This window comes from Streptomyces sp. NBC_01481, from assembly GCF_026339995.1.
GTDB lineage: Bacteria > Actinomycetota > Actinomycetes > Streptomycetales > Streptomycetaceae > Streptomyces.
Genome location: NZ_JAPEPT010000001.1, coordinates 1,181,241 through 1,199,079, shown reverse-complemented (window position 1 = coordinate 1,199,079; position 17,839 = coordinate 1,181,241). Strand labels below are relative to the sequence as shown.

The 17,839-nt window shown below is 71.3% G+C and carries 15 protein-coding genes and 1 riboswitch; of the genes, 10 read left to right on the top strand and 5 right to left on the bottom strand.

Translation table 11 applies throughout. From position 1 onward, the window contains the following. The first annotated feature begins 146 nt into the window (after positions 1–146). Positions 147–1,928, top strand: coding sequence for a GAF domain-containing protein (locus OOK40_RS05495; RefSeq protein ID WP_266476960.1), 1,782 nt, complete (start codon positions 147–149; stop codon positions 1,926–1,928). On the opposite strand, the gene OOK40_RS05490 is transcribed toward OOK40_RS05495, so the two are convergent. Together OOK40_RS05490 and OOK40_RS05485 are read right to left on the bottom strand one after the other, a co-directional pair. Beyond that, complete coding sequence (locus tag OOK40_RS05490) at positions 1,915–2,535, bottom strand: alpha/beta hydrolase (RefSeq protein ID WP_323136036.1); 621 nt, start codon at positions 2,533–2,535, stop codon at positions 1,915–1,917. The two genes, OOK40_RS05495 and OOK40_RS05490, sit on opposite strands and share 14 nt — an antisense overlap. After that, positions 2,508–2,954, bottom strand: a complete 447-nt coding sequence (locus OOK40_RS05485) for a TetR/AcrR family transcriptional regulator (protein WP_266476956.1) — start codon at positions 2,952–2,954, stop codon at positions 2,508–2,510. The genes OOK40_RS05490 and OOK40_RS05485 overlap by 28 nt, the downstream gene beginning before the upstream one ends. A 221-nt stretch (positions 2,955–3,175) precedes the next feature. Between OOK40_RS05485 and OOK40_RS05480 the strand changes: the two genes are divergently transcribed. Both OOK40_RS05480 and OOK40_RS05475 read left to right on the top strand, forming a co-directional pair. After that, entirely contained in the window at positions 3,176–4,216 is a 1,041-nt protein-coding gene (locus OOK40_RS05480; RefSeq protein WP_266476954.1) for an MBL fold metallo-hydrolase, read from the top strand. Positions 4,217–4,301: 85 nt separating this feature from the next. Beyond that, on the top strand, positions 4,302–5,123 hold the full coding sequence (locus tag OOK40_RS05475) for a MerR family transcriptional regulator (RefSeq protein ID WP_266478899.1): 822 nt from the start codon (positions 4,302–4,304) through the stop codon (positions 5,121–5,123). A 47-nt stretch (positions 5,124–5,170) separates the two neighbouring features. Here OOK40_RS05475 and OOK40_RS05470 read toward each other — a convergent pair whose 3' ends face one another. Then, on the bottom strand, positions 5,171–5,509 hold the full coding sequence (locus OOK40_RS05470) for an SCO0607 family lipoprotein (protein ID WP_266476952.1): 339 nt from the start codon (positions 5,507–5,509) through the stop codon (positions 5,171–5,173). A gap of 298 nt (positions 5,510–5,807) precedes the next feature. Then, positions 5,808–5,880, top strand: a riboswitch (cobalamin riboswitch). Positions 5,881–6,012: 132 nt separating this feature from the next. Between OOK40_RS05470 and OOK40_RS05465 the strand changes: the two genes are divergently transcribed. From OOK40_RS05465 to OOK40_RS05440, 6 genes are all read left to right on the top strand, one after another. Then, complete coding sequence (locus OOK40_RS05465) at positions 6,013–7,236, top strand: prenyltransferase/squalene oxidase repeat-containing protein (protein ID WP_266478897.1); 1,224 nt, start codon at positions 6,013–6,015, stop codon at positions 7,234–7,236. Continuing rightward, positions 7,236–7,898, top strand: a complete 663-nt coding sequence (locus OOK40_RS05460; RefSeq protein ID WP_266476951.1) for an SCO2322 family protein — start codon at positions 7,236–7,238, stop codon at positions 7,896–7,898. Before OOK40_RS05465 ends, OOK40_RS05460 begins: the two co-directional genes overlap by 1 nt. A gap of 368 nt (positions 7,899–8,266) precedes the next feature. Beyond that, positions 8,267–9,334 (top strand): energy-coupling factor transporter transmembrane component T, encoded by a 1,068-nt coding sequence (locus tag OOK40_RS05455; protein ID WP_266478895.1) that lies wholly within the window; start codon positions 8,267–8,269, stop codon positions 9,332–9,334. After that, the gene (locus tag OOK40_RS05450) at positions 9,331–11,010 is read left to right on the top strand and encodes an ABC transporter ATP-binding protein (protein ID WP_266476950.1); all 1,680 of its coding nucleotides are present in this window, start codon (positions 9,331–9,333) and stop codon (positions 11,008–11,010) included. The genes OOK40_RS05455 and OOK40_RS05450 overlap by 4 nt, the downstream gene beginning before the upstream one ends. Next, positions 11,007–11,828, top strand: a complete 822-nt coding sequence (locus OOK40_RS05445; protein ID WP_266476949.1) for an ECF transporter S component — start codon at positions 11,007–11,009, stop codon at positions 11,826–11,828. Before OOK40_RS05450 ends, OOK40_RS05445 begins: the two co-directional genes overlap by 4 nt. 325 nt (positions 11,829–12,153) lie before the next feature. Next, positions 12,154–12,576: a transglycosylase SLT domain-containing protein gene (locus tag OOK40_RS05440; protein ID WP_266476948.1), complete on the top strand. Its 423-nt coding sequence runs from the start codon at positions 12,154–12,156 to the stop codon at positions 12,574–12,576. A 96-nt stretch (positions 12,577–12,672) separates the two neighbouring features. On the opposite strand, the gene OOK40_RS05435 is transcribed toward OOK40_RS05440, so the two are convergent. Continuing rightward, complete coding sequence (locus OOK40_RS05435) at positions 12,673–13,842, bottom strand: steroid 3-ketoacyl-CoA thiolase (protein WP_266476947.1); 1,170 nt, start codon at positions 13,840–13,842, stop codon at positions 12,673–12,675. 265 nt (positions 13,843–14,107) lie between these two features. Here OOK40_RS05435 and OOK40_RS05430 point away from each other — a divergent pair, with 265 nt between their 5' ends. After that, on the top strand, positions 14,108–15,364 hold the full coding sequence (locus tag OOK40_RS05430) for a cytochrome P450 (protein WP_323136035.1): 1,257 nt from the start codon (positions 14,108–14,110) through the stop codon (positions 15,362–15,364). Between the two features lie 240 nt (positions 15,365–15,604). Here the strand turns inward: OOK40_RS05430 and OOK40_RS05425 are convergent, their stop codons facing one another. Beyond that, positions 15,605–17,581 carry a bifunctional glycosyltransferase 87/phosphatase PAP2 family protein gene (locus tag OOK40_RS05425; RefSeq protein ID WP_266476946.1) on the bottom strand — a complete coding sequence of 659 codons (1,977 nt, stop codon included), beginning with the start codon at positions 17,579–17,581 and terminating at the stop codon, positions 15,605–15,607. Positions 17,582–17,839: the final 258 nt, after the last annotated feature.

Sequence of the window (17,839 nt, the reverse complement as noted above, 5' to 3'; positions counted from 1 at the left end):
CGGGTCGTCCCGTCCGGGGCCGGTGGCAGGTCGTGAGCGGCCTCGGCCACCACATCACCCGCCCAGTGCACGCACCTCGTTGAGGATGGTGCGCATCTGGGGTCCGGACTTCTCTTCTGCGCGGCAACCCAGGTATCACTGGCCAGGTGACCGACAAGCCGGACCAGCACACCGAAGCCTTGCTGCGCCTGCTGCGTGAGGGCGCGGACGAGGACGCGTTCCTCGGCCTGGGCGCACCGGCCCCGCAGGTCGAGGACGCCCTGGAGGTACGGGCCCGGCTCGTCGCCCAGTCACGGCGCGAGGCCGCGCTGGCCGCGTTGTACGAGACGGCGGGCGACCTCGCCTCGCTGCGTGACCTCGAGGAGGTCCTCCAGGCCATCGTGCGCCGGGCCCGCACTCTCATCGGCACCGATGTCGCGTATCTGCTGCTGTACGACCCCGAGCGCGGCGACACCTATGTGCGGGTCACCGACGGCATCCACAGCGAGGCCTTCAAGAACGGGCGGCTCGCGGTCGGCGCATGTCTCGGCGGCCTGATCGCCGAAACCGCCCGGCCTTACCACACCGCCGACTATCCGAACGACACACGCTTCGCACACTCCGACTATGTCGACGGCGTCATCGGGGCCGAGGGACTCGTCGCCATCCAAGGGGTGCCGCTGAAGTCCGGTGACCAGGTCCACGGGGTGCTGTTCGCCGCCAACCGGCGTGTGCGGCCGTTCGCCCCCGAAGAGGTCGACCTGCTCATCTCGCTGGCCAACCACGCCGCCCTCGCGATCGAGAACGCCACGCTCTTCGAAGAGGTGCAGCGGGCCGCGACCGTCCACCAGCGGCTGACCGCCGTGGCGCTGGAGGGCGGCGGCACGGCGGGGCTCGCGAGCACGCTGGCCGAGGTGCTCGGCGGCAGCGTCTTCGTCCTGGACGCTCATGGCCGCCGACTCGCCGCGGCGGGCGAGGCTCCGCTGCCCGATCCCGTTCCGCGCTGCAAGGGCAGCGGCAGCAGACGTCTCGCTCTCGACGACGACGCGGCGTGTGTCACCCCGATCGTGGGGGGCGGCGAGCAGCTCGGCACCCTGCTACTCGTACGGCACCGGCTCGACGCCTCCGACGTCCACGCCCTGGAACGGGCTGCCCAGATCGCCGCACTGATGCTGCTGAGCGAACACACGGTCGCCCAGGCCGAGCAGCGGCTGCGCGGCGAAATCCTCGACGACCTCCTCGGCGCCCCGCACCGCGACCCCGAAGGCCTCCGCCGCAGGGTGGCACTCGTCGGCCTCGATCTGGACCGCGGCCATGTGGTGCTCGCGGCACGCTGCCGCGACGGCGACCGCCGTCGCCAGGTCACGGACGCCGCGGGCCGCTACGCCCTGCGGCTCGGCGGCCTGGCGGGAGAGTACGGCGGCAACACGGTCGTCGTCCTGCCGGGCGGCCCGGGCGCGGGCGAGGCGGCGCGCGCGCTGACCGCCGTACTGACCCAGGGCGCGGGCCGGCCGGTGACAGTCGGCGGTGAGAGCGCAGGCCCCGGCGCGGCCGCCCTGGTCGAGGCACACCGGGATGCCGTGCGCTGCCTCGATGTGCTCTTCGCCCTCGACCGGGACGGCGAGGGCGCCTGCCGCGATGAACTCGGTATCTACGGGCTGCTGTTGAGCCATGCGGGACGAGCCGAACTGAACCGCTTCGTGGAACGCACGGTGGGGCCGCTGCTCGCGCACGACGAGGCGCGCGGCAGTGAACTGGCCCGCACGGTGCTGACCTACTTCGGCTGCGACGGGTCTCTCGCGCGCACCGCCGGGGCCCTCTACGTCCACGTCAACACGCTGTATCAGCGCATCGACAAGGTGGGCGCGCTACTGGGCGCGGACTGGCGCCACGGCGACCGCGCCCTGCAGGTGCATCTGGCGCTCAAGCTGCACCTCACGGGAAGCTGACACCGGCCAGCCGCTCGGCGACGGTCTTGGCGTGGGAGCCCATGAGAATCGTGTAGTGGTTGGAGCCTTCGACGAACTCGGCCTGCAGGCCGGGCACTTCGCGCGCCCAGTGCTCGACGAGCGGCGCGGGCAGCATCGCGGGCTCCTGCCCTAGCAGACCGAGCGGGGAGTGCAGCAGCAGAGTGGGTACGGCGAGCCGGCCGAGGTCCGCGGCGAAGGCGTCGGCGGAGCCGAGCAGATCCCGCCCGTCCTGCCGCACGGCATCCTCCCGTGCCTTGGAACGGCGCGCGCCCTGCGGTCCGGTGAGGTCGTAGCGCACGTATGCCTCGATGTCCGGGCTCCAGTCCGGGCCGAGCGCCGGATGTGCGCGGAAGAAGTCCACGTACGCCTGGTCGCTCTCGTAGGTCCGGGAGAGCCGGGCGATGGCCGGGCCGAGCGTGAGGTCGAGGATCGCGTCCGGGTCGACGCCCTCGGGCGCGGGCAGCGGCAGACCGCCGTCGACGAGCAGCAGCCGGTCGAAGAGTTCGGGCCGGCGGGCGGCCGCGCGCAGCGCGATGTACGCACCCATCGAGTGCCCGGTCAGCGCAACCGGCCCGCCGTCGCCCAACTCCTTGCCAGCGAGGGCGCGGCGGCCTCGCCGCCCAGGACATGCAGCTCGGCATTGGCGACCAGCGCCAGCTGCGCGTACTCGGCATGCGCCAGTACATGCGCCCGCACCAGCGCCGCCAGCTGCCCGGTGGGGCCGCCGCGGGCTGTGACCAGCGCATGCTGCAGCCGGCCGTGCAGCTCCTGATGGCCCAGCAGCACCAGGGCGGCCAGCACATGCTCCTTGGAGCGGTAGTGCGAGTACAGGGTGGCCGAGTTGATCCCCGCCCTGGCCCCGATGTCGCGGATGGACGTTCCGCTGAAGCCCTTCTCGGCGAACAGCTCAAGACCGGCCGCGAGAATCCGCCCCGCGGTGCCTGGCGGGACGGCCCGCGGGGGCAGCCCGGCAGACAGGGCCGCGGATCGTACCCGCTCCGGCATGCGGTCCCCCATCGTTTGATTGGGAGAATCTAACAATGATGCCCAGTGGGGAACGCTTGATGGGGTGGCGGAGCCAATCAATTGATTGGCTCGGGGAGGGTGCCCGTCCCAGTCCGGCGGTGTCAGAGCCGCCCGTCAAGACAGTCGACTCGGGCGACTACTGGAACGAGTTCTAGTTATAGTGGGCAATGGCCGTGCCGCCGAAGAGAGATGAGAGCCTCATGACTCAGGTGATCAACCACGGCGGTGGCGTCTGGTCCATCGAGGTGCCCATCCCGGACAACCCTCTCGGCCATACCCTCGTCCATCTCCTCGACACCGACCGCGGTCCCGTCCTCATCGACACCGGCTGGGACGATCCCGCCTCCTGGGACACGCTTACCGCCGGGCTCGGGTCGCTCGGGGTCGGCATCGGCGACATTCATGGTGTGGTCATCACCCATCACCATCCCGATCACCACGGTCTTTCGGGCCAGGTCCGCGAGGCGTCCGGTGCGTGGATCGCGATGCATGCCGCCGACAGTGCTGTCGTGCGGCGCACGCGCGAGGCCGAACCCGGGCTCTGGCTCGACTACTTGGCCGACAAGCTCACCAGAGCCGGTGCGCCCGACGAGCACACCGCCCCGCTGCATGAGGCCCGCGCGTCGGGGCGGATGCGTACGTTGCCCGGGCTGCGGGCCGCGCTGCCCGACCGGGAGATCGTGCCCGGTGAGCGCCTCGATCTGGCGGGGCGGCGGCTGCGCGCGATCTGGACGCCCGGGCACACCCCCGGGCATGTCTGCCTGCATCTGGAGGAGGACCATCCGGCGAACCGGCCCGGGAACGGCAGGCTGTTCTCCGGCGACCATCTGCTGCCCGGGATCACCCCGCACATCGGCCTGTACGAGGACCCGGACGACGCCACCGTCACCGACCCGCTCGGTGACTACCTCGACTCGCTGGAGCGCATCGGCCGCCTCGCCCCCGCCGAGGTGCTGCCGGCACACCAGTACGCATTCCCCGACGCGGCCTCCCGCGTAGGGGAGTTGCTCGCCCACCACGAGGAGCGCCTGGTCGGTTTGCTCGCGCTGCTGGCCGAGCCGCTCACGCCGTGGCAGGTCGCCGAGCGAATGGAGTGGAACCGGCCCTGGGACCAGATTCCGTACGGATCACGGAACATCGCGGTCTCGGAGGCGGAGGCGCACCTGCGCAGGCTGGTGAAGCTGGGGAAGGCGGAGGCACGGACGGGGTGCGGACCGACGGTGTACGCGGCGACGATCTAACCGGCCCACCGGACTCGGGTCCGTCCGTTGAGCACTCCAGCCTCTTGACCCTCACACCGTGTCAGGCGCTGAACTCGGAGACATCATGTTCACCATCGGAGACTTCGCCCGGCACGGCCGCGTATCGGTCCGGATGCTGCGTCACTACGACGCGACCGGCCTGCTGCGCCCGGCCCATGTCGACCCTGCCACCGGCTACCGCCACTACACGGCCGCCCAGCTGGCCCGTCTCAACCGCGTCATCGCGCTCAAGGACCTCGGCTTCACCCTCCAGCAGGTCCAGGACATCCTGGACGAGAAGGTCACCACTGAGGAACTGCGGGGCATGCTGCGGCTGCGGTTGGCCGAGCTGGAGGTCACGATGGCCGCCGCGGCGGCGCGGCTGGTCCAGGTCGAGGCGAGGCTCCGGTCGATCGAGAGTGAGGGGCACATGCCCACGAACGACGTCGTCATCAAGAGCGTCCCGGCGATCCGGGTGGCGGAGCTGACCGCGACCGCCGCGAGCTACGGGCCGGAGGACATCAGCCCCGTCATCGGGCCGCTCTACGACGAGCTGTTCCGGCGCCTGGACGCGGCGGGCGTCACGACTGCGGGGCCCGGTGTCGCCTACTACGAGGACGTTCCGGAGGGCGGTGGCAGGATCAGCGTCCACGCCGCCGTCCAGGTCGAGGCTCCCCTTCAGGATGGCGCCTTCCGGGTGCTCGACCTGCCGCCCATCGACCAGGCGGCGACGATCGTGCACCGCGGCTCGATGGATACGGTGCTGCCCACGGCCCAGGCTCTGGCCCGCTGGATCGACGGCAACGGTCACCGGTCGACCGGATACCCCCGGGAGATAAACCTGGAGTGCCCCGACAACCGCGACGACTGGGTGACCGAACTGCAGGTGCCGGTAGCCCAGCCCTGACGCCCAGGGGCATCGGCCCCGTACGAGGCCTACACGGGTCCGGGCGGTCAGCCGGCGTCCGGCGCGTCGATGATCTTGCCGTCCTTGTCGAGCGTATGGGTGCGCCAGTACACGTCCCACTTGTCGTCGACCTGCTTCGGCACCTTGCCCTCGGGGTATCGCGTGTAGTCCTTCGGAGGCTGCTTGTCATCCGAGACGCATGCGGACCCGGTTCCTCCGACCGTCATGACGGGGTACTCACCCTTGCTGCAGATGTCCTCCTCGTACGCGAAGGAGCATCCGGTGAGTGCCACGGCTGCTGCCGCACCCGCGAGTGCGGCAGCAGCTGCGACACGGACCCTGCGGCGCCGGGAGGTGGTGGCGGGTCGGCTGAGTCTGCGGGACATGGGCACGGCGGTCTCCTGTCGTTTCGGTGTGCGCACCACTCTCGCCGACAGCGACCGCCGCGCCTTGAGTACGCGTACTCAGAAGCGCACCCGCCCATCATCTCAACACGCCGCATTCCACATCCGCTTGACGGCCGAACGACTCCCGGTGGCGGTCGGGCCGTGGTGTCGGGCCGAGGACCACGGGCGTCGCCCCCAGGAGCCGACCTCGGCCGAGGCCGGCCGGAGACAGGATGCGCCCCGCCGGGTGCTGGTGACCGGCCGGTAGAGTGAGCGCGTCGTCATCACACCCGTACGGGGGGAAGCCGGTGCAAATCCGGCACTGACCCGCAACCGTGAGCCGCCGTCGCAGGCGGTGAGTCGGAATGCCCCGTACACAGGTGTGACCGGCTCGCGCCACCGGCAGCCCGCCGGTGGCCGGCACCGTCGAGGAATACGGAGCCGGAGCCCTGGTGCCCGAGTGCGCCCGTGCCCGGCTCCCCAGTGGAGAGGCACCGCCCGCCATGACCGTTCGCCGCAGCGCAGCCACGCTCGCCGCATCCGCCGTGCTCTGCGTGGCCGTCGGCCCCGTTGCTGTCGCGGCGCCGAGCCCGACGCCGGCGCCCGCGACCCCCTCCGGCCTGTACGGGACGGGCGACCCGACCTACGACGGCGTCTGGCGGCAGTCGCTCGCCCTGCTCGCGCAGGACACCGTGGGCGTGAAGCCCGCGGCCAAGGCGGTCGACTGGCTGACCGGGCAGCAGTGCGACGGCGGGGCCTTCCCCTCGTATCGCGCGGACACGGCCAAGCCCTGCGACGTCAAGCTGCCGCTGGACTCCAACGCCACCGCTGCGGCGGTGCAGGCGCTCGCCGCGCTCGGCGGGCAGGACGCCGCCGTGAAGAAGTCGGTGGGCTGGCTGAAGTCCGTACAGAACGCGGACGGCGGGTGGAGCTACAACCCCGGCGGGGCCAGCGACGCGAACTCCACGTCGATCGTGATCGGCGCGCTCGCCGCGGCGGGCGAGAAGCCGGACGGCGTGAAGTCGAAGGGCGGCAAGACGCCGTACGACGCGCTGCTGACGTTCGCGCAGCCGTGCGGCGGGAAGAACAGCGGGGCGTTCGTCTACCAGCCGAAGCAGCCGGGCATCGTCGCGGACTCGACCTCGGCGGCGGTGCTCGGGGCGCACGGCATGGGGTTTGTCGCCACCGCGGGCGCGAAGGACGCGAAGGGGACGGTCTGCGAGAAGTCGACGACGGTCGAGGGCGCGGCGCACAACGGCGCGGCGTACCTGGCGACCGCGCTCGCCAAGACCGGCCACCTCAACACGGCCCCGATGCCGGGCTCCGAGGACCCGACCGAGAAGCCGGACTTCGGGAACACGGCGGACGCGGTCGTGGCGCTCAGCGCACAGGGTCTCGGCGACCAGGCGAAGAAGCCGCTGGCGTGGCTGGAGCAGAACTCCGCGGCGTGGGCGAAGGGCGCGGGTCCCGCGGCGTACGCCCAGCTGATCTTCGCGGCCCACGCGGCCGGTACGGACCCGAAGAGCTTCGGGGGTACGGACCTGGTGGCGGGCCTGAACGCGACGGGCCCCGCGCCTCAGAAGGCCGCGGCGGCCGAGAAGTCCGAGAAGAAGGACTCCGACTCGGACTCGGGCATGGGGGTGTGGTGGATCATCGGCGTCTTCTTCATCGCGAGCGTCGGCGTCGGCTTCCTGATCAGCGGCCGCCGGAAGAACCAGCAGCGCTGATGCGTACGCGACTTCTCGCCCTGGTCCTCGCGCTCGGCGCCGCGCTGACGGTGCTGGGCGCGGGGCCGGCGCAGGCGGCCGGGTACCGCTACTGGTCGTTCTGGCAGAGCAGTGGCGACACCTGGACGTACGCCACCGAGGGCCCGGCGACGGCTCGGCCCGAGGACGGGGCGGTGAACGGCTTCCGCTTCTCGGTGAGCCAGGACAGCGCTGACTCGGCCAAGCCACGCAGGGCGCCCGACTTCAAGGCGATCTGCGCAGGTACGCCCGCGAAGGCGGACGCCAAGCGGATCGCCCTGGTCATCGACTCCGGCACTCCGGCGGACGCCCCGTCGGGCGAGACGCCGCCCGCGCTGCGGGTGGCGTGCGCGCAGGTGCCGAAGGACGCGACAAGCGCGGAGGCACTGGCGTCGGTGGCGAAGCCGCTGCGCTACAACAGCGAGGCGCTGCTGTGCGCGATCTCCGGCTACCCGAAGTCGGGCTGCGGCGAACAGGTCGCGGCATCCGAGCCCACGCCTTCCGCCTCACCGAAGCCTTCGGCGGGCGGCGGGGACGGTGGCGGCCCGTCGGTCGGCATCATCGCGGGCATCGCGGCGGTGGCGGCGCTGGGGGCGGCAGCGGTGTGGCAGTCCCGTCGCCGCAGGTCCCCCGGTCCACGGTGAACGTGGGCCAGGGGGCGTTGGTGGTTCCTGCACGGTGGGTGGCCTCGCGGGCGAACTCCGGCGGGGCCGCGTCCACGCCGTCCCCGTGGGGAGGGCCCGTGCAGGGTCGTCCCCACAGGCGATTGGCGGCCAACACCGGGTCACTGCACCGACGCCTGTATGCCGCCGACGCCGAGGAGTCGAGCCCGACGGGGCTTGTACCGGGTTCGTGGTGGACGTGGGCCAGGGGGCGTTGGTGGTTCCTGCACGGTGGGTGGCTTCGCGGGCGAACCGTTGCGCACCGCCGTCCCGGGAGCCGCGCCGCGGACGCCAAGCCCCGCCACCCCCGCCGGCCGAGGCTCGCGCCCGAGGCCAGTCGTAGTAACGCCCTGCACGCCGGTGCCTGGTGGCTCTGGGCCCTCGGGCTGGCCGTCGCCGCGTCGCGGACCACCAATCCGCTGCTCCTCGGGCTCATCGTCGCCGTCGCCGGATACGTCGTCGCCGCGCGCCGTACCGACGCGCCCTGGGCCCGGTCCTACGGCGCCTTCGTCAAGCTCGGCCTTGTCGTCATCGCCATCCGCGTCCTGTTCTCCGTGGTCCTCGGATCGCCCATCCCCGGTACGCACACCCTCCTCACCCTTCCCGAAGTCCCCCTCCCCGACTGGGCGAAGGGCATCCGCATCGGCGGCCGGGTCTCGGCCGAGCAGCTGGTCTTCGCGCTGTACGACGGCGCGAAGCTCGCCGCCCTCCTCATCTGCGTCGGCGCGGCCAACGCCCTCGCCAACCCCGCGCGTCTGCTCAAGTCCCTTCCGGGCGCGCTGTACGAGGCCGGTGTCGCCGTCGTCGTCGCCATGACCTTCGCGCCGAACATGGTCGCCGACGTCGTGCGCCTGCGTACCGCCCGCCGACTGCGCGGACGCCCCACCGGCGGCATCAAGGCGCTCGTCCAGATCGGACTGCCCGTCCTGGAGGGCGCGCTGGAGCGTTCCGTCGCCGTCGCCGCGTCGATGGACGCGCGCGGATACGGGCGTACCGCCCAGGTGCCGCCCGCCGTACGGCACACCACCACCGCCCTCACCCTCGGCGGACTCCTCGGCGTCTGTGTCGGTTCGTACGGGCTGCTCGACCCGACCAGCCTCGCCTACGGGGTGCCTCTGCTGGTCGCGGGGCTCGCGGCGGCGGCGGGCGGCCTCTGGCTCGGCGGCCGCCGCTCCGTACGCACCCGCTACCGCCCCGACCGCTGGAGGCCACGGGCCTGGCTGGTCGCGGGCTCCGGCGCGGCGGTCGCGGCCCTGATGATCCGGGCGAGCGTGTACGCCCCCGAGGCCCTGCACCCCGGCGTCGTACCGCTGACCGCGCCCACGCTTCCCCTCTGGCCCGCGGCGAGCATCCTCATCGGGCTGCTGCCTGCCTTCGTCGCCCCCGCCCCCGCGCAGCCTTCGCAGGAGAAACCGTGATCCGCTTCGAAGACGTGTCGGTGACCTACGGCGACGCGGACGCGCCCGCGATCCGCGGCGTCGATCTGACCGTTCCCGAGGGCGAGTTGGTGCTGCTCGTCGGCCCGTCCGGCGTCGGCAAGTCGACCCTGCTCGGCACCGTGTCCGGGCTTGTCCCGCACTTCACCGGGGGCACCCTCCGTGGGCGTGTCACCGTCGGCGGCCGCGACACCCGCACCCACAGGCCCCGCGAACTCGCCGACCTCGTCGGCACGGTGGGCCAGGACCCGCTCGCCCACTTCGTCACCGACACGGTCGAGGACGAGCTGGCGTACGGAATGGAGTCGCTCGGCCTCGCCCCGGACGTGATGCGCCGCCGCGTCGAGGAGACGCTGGACCTCCTCGGACTGGCCGAGCTCCGCGACCGGCCGATCGCGACGCTGTCCGGCGGCCAGCAGCAGCGGGTTGCGATCGGCTCGGTGCTGACCCCGCACCCCGGGGTGCTGGTCCTCGACGAGCCGACGTCGGCGCTGGACCCGGCGGCGGCGGAGGAGGTGCTGGCGGTGCTGCAGCGGCTGGTGCACGACCTCGGCACGACGGTGCTGATGGCCGAGCACCGGCTTGAGCGGGTGGTGCAGTACGCGGACCAGGTCATCCTGCTGCCCGCGCCGGGAGCGGCTCCGGTCATGGGCGCCCCTGCGGACATCATGGCCATCTCCCCCGTCCACCCGCCGGTCGTGGGCCTGGGCCGCCTGGCGGGCTGGGATCCGCTGCCGCTGTCGGTACGGGACGCGAGGCGCAGGGCGGGTGCGCTGCGGGAGCGCCTGGCGGGGCTTTCCCCCACCCCGCCCTCCCCCAGACTCCGTCCGGGGGGACCCCCAACCTCCTCGCTCCTCAAACGCCGGAGGGGCTGGATTTCCCGGCCGGCGGCTGAGGGCACCCACAACGGCCCGCTCGCCCGGGCCACCGCACTCACCGTCCGCCGTGACCGCGTCGAAGCTCTCCGTGACGTCAGCCTCACGGTCGCGCCCGGTGAGGCCATCGCCCTCATGGGACGCAACGGCGCCGGGAAGTCCACCCTCCTCGCCGCCCTCGTCGGCATGATCGAGCCCACCTCCGGCACCGTCCTGGTCGGCGGACGGACGCCCCACCGCACCCACCCGCGCGAGATGGTCCGCCGGGTCGGTCTCGTACCGCAGGAGCCGCGCGATCTGCTGTACGCGGACACTGTGGGGGCCGAGTGCGCGGCCGCCGACACCGACGCGGGCGCAGCGCCCGGCACCTGCCGTGACCTGGTCGGCGAGCTGCTTCCCGGCCTGGCGGACGCCACTCACCCCCGCGATCTGTCCGAGGGGCAGCGCCTCGCGCTCGCGCTCGCGGTCGTGCTGACCGGCAGGCCACCGCTGCTGCTGCTCGACGAGCCGACCCGTGGCCTGGACTACGCCGCGAAGGCACGTCTGGTCGCCGTGCTGAAGGGCCTCGCCGCCGAGGGCCATGCCATCGTTCTGGCCACCCACGACGTGGAACTGGCCGCCGAGCTCGCGCACCGCGTGGTGATCCTGGCCGACGGCGAGGTCGTCGCCGACGGCCCGACCGCCGAGGTCGTGGTGTCGTCCCCCGCCTTCGCTCCGCAGGTCGCCAAGATCCTGGCTCCTCAGCCGTGGCTGACCGTCGCCCAGGTCGAGGACGCCCTGTGAGCGCCCGCGCGATCAGGCTCGGCCCGCGTTCCATCGCCGCCCTCGTCCTGATCAGCGGTATCGGTGTGATCGCCTTCGGCTGGCCGCTGCTCGCCGACGCCGATTCCGGGCTGGCCCACTCCGCCGACGCCCCCTGGCTCTTCGCCGCGCTGCTGCCGCTGCTCGTCGCCGTCGTCGTGGCGACGATCGCCGACACCGGTATGGACGCCAAGGCGGTGGCGATGCTCGGCGTGCTGGCGGCGGTCGGCGCGGCGCTGCGGCCCCTCGGCGCGGGCACGGCGGGCCTGGAGCCCATGTTCTTCCTGATGGTGCTGAGCGGCCGGGTCCTCGGTCCGGGTTTCGGCTTCGTCCTGGGTTCGGTCACGATGTTCGCCTCCGCCCTGCTCACGGGCGGTGTGGGCCCCTGGATGCCGTTCCAGATGCTGGCTATGGGCTGGTTCACGATGGGCGCCGGGCTCCTGCCGGGCCCGCACCGGCTGCGAGGGCGGGCCGAGCTGGCGATGCTCGGGGTCTACGGAGCGGTCGCGGCGTTCGCGTACGGCACGGTCATGAACCTGCAGGGCTGGACGTACATCGGCGGCCTGTCCTCCGGGATCTCCTTCCATCCCGGCGATCCGGTCCACGAGAACCTGGTCCGCTTCCTCGCCTACTGCGCCGCGACCTCCTTCGGCTGGGACCTGGGCCGCGCCGCGCTCACCGTCGTCCTGGCCCTCACCATCGGCTCCACCGTCCTCAAGGCGCTGCGCCGCGCCACGCGACGCGCCAACTTCGAGGCGCGGGTCACATTCGAGGCCCCCGGAAGGGTCCCTCCGGCGTGAGCCGCCCCACACGACCCGGGTCCCGTACTAGGCGGCATAGGAGCCTTCCGGCACCCCGGACAAACCGCCTCATTGCGGCGGCGACCTGTGCGAACACGGCCCGTCAAGCCCCCCGGGCAGGTCACCCCGGGTGCGACCTCCACTAGTAACAGCGGTCGTTGCGAGGGTCTGATCCGCTCGCTAGAACTGTTCAGGTCGCAAGGCGCCAACGGGCTCGCCAGAGAGCCGCAGAGCCGCAGCGCCACTCGGGCGGCCGGAATCCCTCGTACGTACGAGAGTCCGGCATGCCCGTGCGACCGCCCTGTTCCCGACGTTAGGCCTCTCTGTGTCCCGCTCGATCATCCGCCGCATCGCCAACCGTCCGAAGACCGCTCTGGTCGGCTCCGCTCTCGTACTGAGCTCCGCCGCCATGGTGCTGGGCGCCAACCCGGCCTCGGCCGCCGCCGCTCCCTCGCAGACGGGCTCGGCGAAGGCGATCGCCCAGCAGATGATCAAGGACGACGCGCAGTTCGAGTGCTTCAGCAACATCGTGTCGCACGAGAGCGGCTGGGACTCCAACGCCTCCAACCCGTCCTCCGGTGCGTACGGCCTGGTCCAGGCGCTGCCCGGCAGCAAGATGGCCTCCGCAGGCGCGGACTGGAAGACCAACCCCAAGACGCAGATCGAGTGGGGCCTGGACTACATGAACGACCGCTACGGCAGCCCGTGCGGCGCGTGGTCCGCGTGGCAGTCCCAGGGCTGGTACTGATCCCATTAGCCCGTCCGGCGTTTGAGGACATGCGGCCGAAGGTCGCATACGGGGGTCTGGGGGCCCACCCCCCAGCACGGGCCCCCAGCACGTGATCTACAGGCGCTGAATGATCGTGCCGGTCGCCAGCGCACCCCCCGCGCACATCGCCACCAGCGCGAACTCCTTGTCCCTGCGCTCCAGTTCATGCAGCGCCGTCGTGATCAGCCGCGCCCCGGTCGCCCCCACGGGGTGCCCGATCGCGATCCCGCCGCCGTTGACGTTGACCTTCTCCAGGTCTTGTTCGAAGACCTGCGCCCAGCTCAGCACCACTGATGCGAAGGCCTCGTTGACCTCCACCAGGTCGATGTCCCTGAGCGACATCCCCGCCTTGCCGAGCACCGCCCGCGTCGCGTCGATCGGCCCGTCCAGGTGGTAGTGCGGGTCCGCGCCGACCAGTGCCTGGGCGACGATCCGCGCGCGCGGCTTCAGCTTCAGCGCGCGTGCCATCCGCTTCGACGCCCACATGATCGCCGCCGCGCCGTCCGAGATCTGTGAGGAGTTGCCCGCCGTGTGCACGGCGGTCGGCATGACCGGCTTCAGCCGTGCCAGCGCCTCCATGCTGGTGTCCCGCAGTCCCTCGTCGCGGTCGACGAGGCGCCACATGCCCTGTCCGGCGGCCTGTTCCTCCTCCGTCGTCGGCACCTGCACGGCGAAAGTCTCCCGCTTGAAGCGCTCCTCGGACCAGGCGACGGCCGCCCGTTCTTGTGACAACAGCCCCAGGGAGTCCACCCGTTCGCGCGTGAGTCCGCGATGGCGCGCGATGCGCTCGGCGGCCTCGAACTGGTTGGGCAGGTCGACGTTCCACTCGTCGGGGAAGGGCTTTCCGGGCCCGTGCTTGGACCCGCTGCCCAGCGGCACCCGCGACATCGCCTCGACGCCGCAGCTGATGCCGACGTCGATGACACCCGCCGAGATCATGTTGGCGACCATGTGGCTGGCCTGCTGCGAGGATCCGCACTGGCAGTCCACGGTCGTTGCCGCGGTCTCGTACGGAAGCCCCATCGCCAGCCAGGCGTTGCGCGCGGGGTTCATGGACTGTTCGCCGGCGTGGGTGACGGTGCCGCCCACCACCTGCTCGACGCAGTCGGCGTGGATGCCGGTGCGGCCGAGGAGTTCGCGGTAGGTCTCGCCCAGGAGGTAGGCGGGATGGAGGTTGGCGAGCGCGCCTCCGCGCTTGCCGATCGGAGTGCGTACTGCTTCGACGATGACGGGTTCCGCGGCCATGAGCTCGTCCTCTCCTCACCCAGCCGCTGGGCGTCCCGGCGCCTCGCAGCTGGAACTAGTACGCGTTCTAGTTCTCAGTGCAGTCTGATGAGAGTTACCCCCGGTACGCAAGACTCTTGCACGCCTCCGCTGCGAGCGCCGCAGGCAACAGAACCCGCCATGGCCCTTGCCACTTGTAGAACTCGTTACTACCTTTCGGTCAACTTCTGATGGGTCGTCAGACAGATCCGTGTCACTGACACCGCCGCCAGAACTGGAGTTGACCTTGAAGCTGCCGAAGGACTGCCCCCATCTGCCCGAAGGGTTCGACTTCACCGATCCCGATCTGCTCCACGCCCGCGTCCCCTACCCGGAGTTCGCCGAGTTGCGGCAGACCGCCCCGGTCTGGTGGTGCGCGCAGCCGGCCGGCATCTCCGGCTTCCAGGACGAGGGCTACTGGGTCGTTACCCGGCACGCCGACGTCAAGCACGTCTCCACACATCCCGAACTGTTCTCCTCCAACACCAACACGGCCGTCATCCGCTTCAACGAGTCCATCAGCCGCGACCAGATCGAGGTCCAGAAGCTGATCATGCTCAACATGGACCCGCCGGAGCACACCCGCGTACGCCAGATCGTCCAGCGCGGCTTCACCCCGCGGGCGGTCCGCTCCCTGGAGCAGGCCCTGCGCAGTCGCGCCCGCGCCATTGTCGAGACCGCGCTGGCGGGTGCGAAGGACGGTGGCAGCTTCGACTTCGTCACCAACATCGCCGTCGAACTCCCCCTCCAGGCGATCGCCGAGCTCATTGGCGTACCGCAGGAGGACCGCACCAAGATCTTCGACTGGTCCAACAAGATGGCGGCCTACGACGATCCCGAGTACGCGATCACCGAGGAGATCGGCGCCGAGGCGGCGATGGAGATCGTCTCGTACTCGATGAACCTCGCCGCGGCCCGCAAGGAGTGTCCGGCCAAGGACATCGTCAGCCAGCTGGTCGCCGCGGAGGACGAAGGCAACCTCTCCAACGACGAGTTCGGCTTCTTCGTGATCCTTCTGGCCGTGGCGGGCAACGAGACGACGCGCAATGCCATCAGCCACGGCATGCACGCCTTCCTCACCCATCCCGGTCAGTGGGAACTCTACAAGCGCGAACGCCCGGAGACCGCCGCCGAGGAGATCGTGCGCTGGGCGACGCCCGTCGTCTCCTTCCAGCGCACCGCCACACAGGATCTCGAACTGGGCGGGCAGCAGATCAAGAAGGGCGACCGGGTCGGACTCTTCTACTCGTCGGCCAACAACGACCCCGAAGTCTTCGACGCGCCCGAGCAGTTCGACATCACCCGCGACCCGAACCCGCACCTCGGCTTCGGCGGCGGAGGCCCGCACTTCTGCCTCGGCAAGTCCCTCGCCGTCATGGAGATCAACCTGATCTTCAACGCGATAGCGGACGTTCTGCCCGACCTCCGCCTGGCGGGCGCCCCCCGCCGACTGCGCTCGGCCTGGCTCAACGGCATCAAGGAGCTCCAGGTCAGCCACGGCTGACGAGCCGAGCCGTGGGAGGCAGGGGCTCCGATCCCACGCCCCGCCCCTGCCTCCCGCCGGAACACACGACCTGGGTCTCCGAGTGGCGGAACCGGCGCCGCTGGCGGATCCTGGCAGGACGCGACGATCCACCCCAGGGGGTACGGGACTTCCCGTACCCCCTGGGGCCACGCAAGTTCGCGTACTACTTCGGTGCGGCGGCTGTTCGCGTACTACTTCGGTGCGGCGGCTGTTCGCGTACTACTTCGGTGCGGCCGCGACCGGCGTTTCCGCCTGCGCGGGGGCATCCGCCCTCGCGTGCGGCAGCGCGCCTCCCGGCAGCCTCAGCTGCCGCCGCCCGGCCAGCAGATACGTCAGGCCGAAGCCCGCGCCGACGACCGCGGCGCCGCCCGCCGCGTCCAGCACCCAGTGATTCGCCGTGGCGACGATCGCGCAGACCGTGAACAGCGGGTGGAGCAGGCCGAACAGCTTCATCCACAGCTTGGGCGCGAGGACGAGGATGACGAGCCCGCACCACAGGGACCAGCCGAAGTGCAGCGAGGGCATCGCCGCGTACTGGTTGGTGACCGCGGTCATCGCTCCGTAGTCCGGGTTGGCGAGGTCCTGCGGGCCGTGGACCGTGTCGATGTAGTCCATGCCGGGCATCAGGCGCGGCGGGGCCAGCGGGTAGAGCCAGAAGCCGAGCAGCGCGAGGAGCGTGGCGAAGGCGAGTGAGGCGCGCGCCCAGCGGTAGTCGGCGGGGCGGCGGGCGTACAGGACGCCGAGGATGGTCAGCGGCACCACGAAGTGGAAGGACGTGTAGTAGAAGTCGAAGAAGGCCTCGGCCCACTTCGCCTTCACCACCGCGTGGTTGATCCAGTGCTCGACGTCGATGCCGAGCGCCTGCTCGATGTCGAAGATCTGGCGGCCGTGCTCCTCGGCCGCGGCCACGCCGCCGGTCGCGGCGGCCCGGATGTGCGAGTAGGCGGAGTAGCCGACCCGGATCACCAGGAGTTCGAGCAGCAGGTTGGGGCGGCTGATCACGCGCCGCCAGTAGGGCAGCAGCGGCACCCGGCTCCAGCGGGCGGGGGCCGGGATCGCGTACCGGGTCGGGACGGGCCGGCGGAAGTACGGCGAGGTGCGCGGCAGGAAGGGCACCGCGCAGGCTGCGGCCAGGGCCGCTGTCAGCAGGACGTTGTCGCGTACGGGATAGAGCACCACCATGTTGGGCAGCAGCATCTTCCCGGGCAGGGTCATCGCCAGGATGATCAGGACCGGCCACAGCATGCGGTCGGACGCCCGCTTGCCGACGCGGCCGACGACGGCGAGCAGCACCCACAGGAGCTGGTGCTGCCAGGCGGTGGGCGAGACGGCGACGGCCACGCAGCCCGTCAGCGCGACGGCGAGCAGCAGCTGGCCGTCCTCGGCGTAGCGGACGGCGCGGCGCAGGCCGACGAAGCAGACGGCGACGGCGAGCGCGAGGTAGACGGAGATTTCGAGGGGGCCCTCCAGGCCGAAGCGGAGGAGGGCTCCGTGGAGGGACTGGTTGGCGAGGCTGTCCGGGCTGGCGCCGAGCCCCGCGCCCGCGACGTGGTGGACCCAGTACGTCCAGGAGTCGCTGGGCAGCGTGACCCAGGCGAGCCCCGAGCACAGCGCGAAGGTGCCGGCCGAGGTGACCGCGGCGCGTCTGCGTCCGGTGAACCAGAACAGGGGCGCGAAGAGCAGGACGGTGGGCTGCAGGGCGGCGCCGACACCGATCAGTACGCCGGAGGATCTCTCGCCGCGGACGGCGAAGCAGCCAAGGAGGACCAGCAGGACCGGGATGATGCTGGTCTGCCCGAGGTAGAAGCTGTTGCGCACAGGCAGCGACAGCATCAGCAAGCTGATGGCGATGGGCGTCGCGAGCACGGTGCTGCGGCGCGACACGGGGCCCGGCAGGGCGCGGGCCACGACCAGGCCGATACCGACGACGAGCAGGAGCGTGCCGAAGGTCCAGGCGACGCCGAGGCTCTGCTCGGCGGAGTGCGCGAGTGGTTTGAGCACCAGCCCGGCGAAGGGCGTACCGGTGAACTTGTCCGCGTCGTAGAGCGAGCCCTTCAGATGCAGGACACCGTTCTCGCCGATCCAGGTCTCCAGGTCGGTGAGCCGCTCACCCGGCGGCTGCCGGAGCACCGCTGCCGTCTGCCGTATCGCGAGTACGGCGGCTACGAGCCACAGCGCGACCCTGGCCGCACCCATCCTCGAGTCCGTCGTCGCACTCCCGTGCACACTGTGCTCCGCGTTCGCCACCTCGCGCCGAGCCTCCCCTGCGTTGTGTAGTCCGTCCCGGATTTGCGATCCATAGAGGGTCGCACTGCCCCATGAGGGAGACTCAGGCAACCCCCTCTTCGCCTGAGTGTCACTCCGTTTTGACTGATTATCTCGCTGAACGGCACCGGAACCATGTGGTCCGCGGCCTCGTCACAGGAAGCATGCGGGGGAACATACAAGACTTCA

What these genes read in the sequence shown, in the direction of transcription:
- OOK40_RS05470 (WP_266476952.1), bottom strand. Translation starts at nt 5,509, where the DNA reads ATGTCCCGCAGACTCAGCCGACCCGCCACCACCTCCCGGCGCCGCAGG.
- OOK40_RS05435 (WP_266476947.1), bottom strand. Translation starts at nt 13,842, where the DNA reads ATGGCCGCGGAACCCGTCATCGTCGAAGCAGTACGCACTCCGATCGGC.
- OOK40_RS05475 (WP_266478899.1), top strand. Translation starts at nt 4,302, where the DNA reads ATGTTCACCATCGGAGACTTCGCCCGGCACGGCCGCGTATCGGTCCGG.
- OOK40_RS05465 (WP_266478897.1), top strand. Translation starts at nt 6,013, where the DNA reads ATGACCGTTCGCCGCAGCGCAGCCACGCTCGCCGCATCCGCCGTGCTC.
- OOK40_RS05485 (WP_266476956.1), bottom strand. Translation starts at nt 2,954, where the DNA reads ATGCCGGAGCGGGTACGATCCGCGGCCCTGTCTGCCGGGCTGCCCCCG.
- OOK40_RS05460 (WP_266476951.1), top strand. Translation starts at nt 7,236, where the DNA reads ATGCGTACGCGACTTCTCGCCCTGGTCCTCGCGCTCGGCGCCGCGCTG.
- OOK40_RS05425 (WP_266476946.1), bottom strand. Translation starts at nt 17,581, where the DNA reads ATGGGTGCGGCCAGGGTCGCGCTGTGGCTCGTAGCCGCCGTACTCGCG.
- OOK40_RS05480 (WP_266476954.1), top strand. Translation starts at nt 3,176, where the DNA reads ATGACTCAGGTGATCAACCACGGCGGTGGCGTCTGGTCCATCGAGGTG.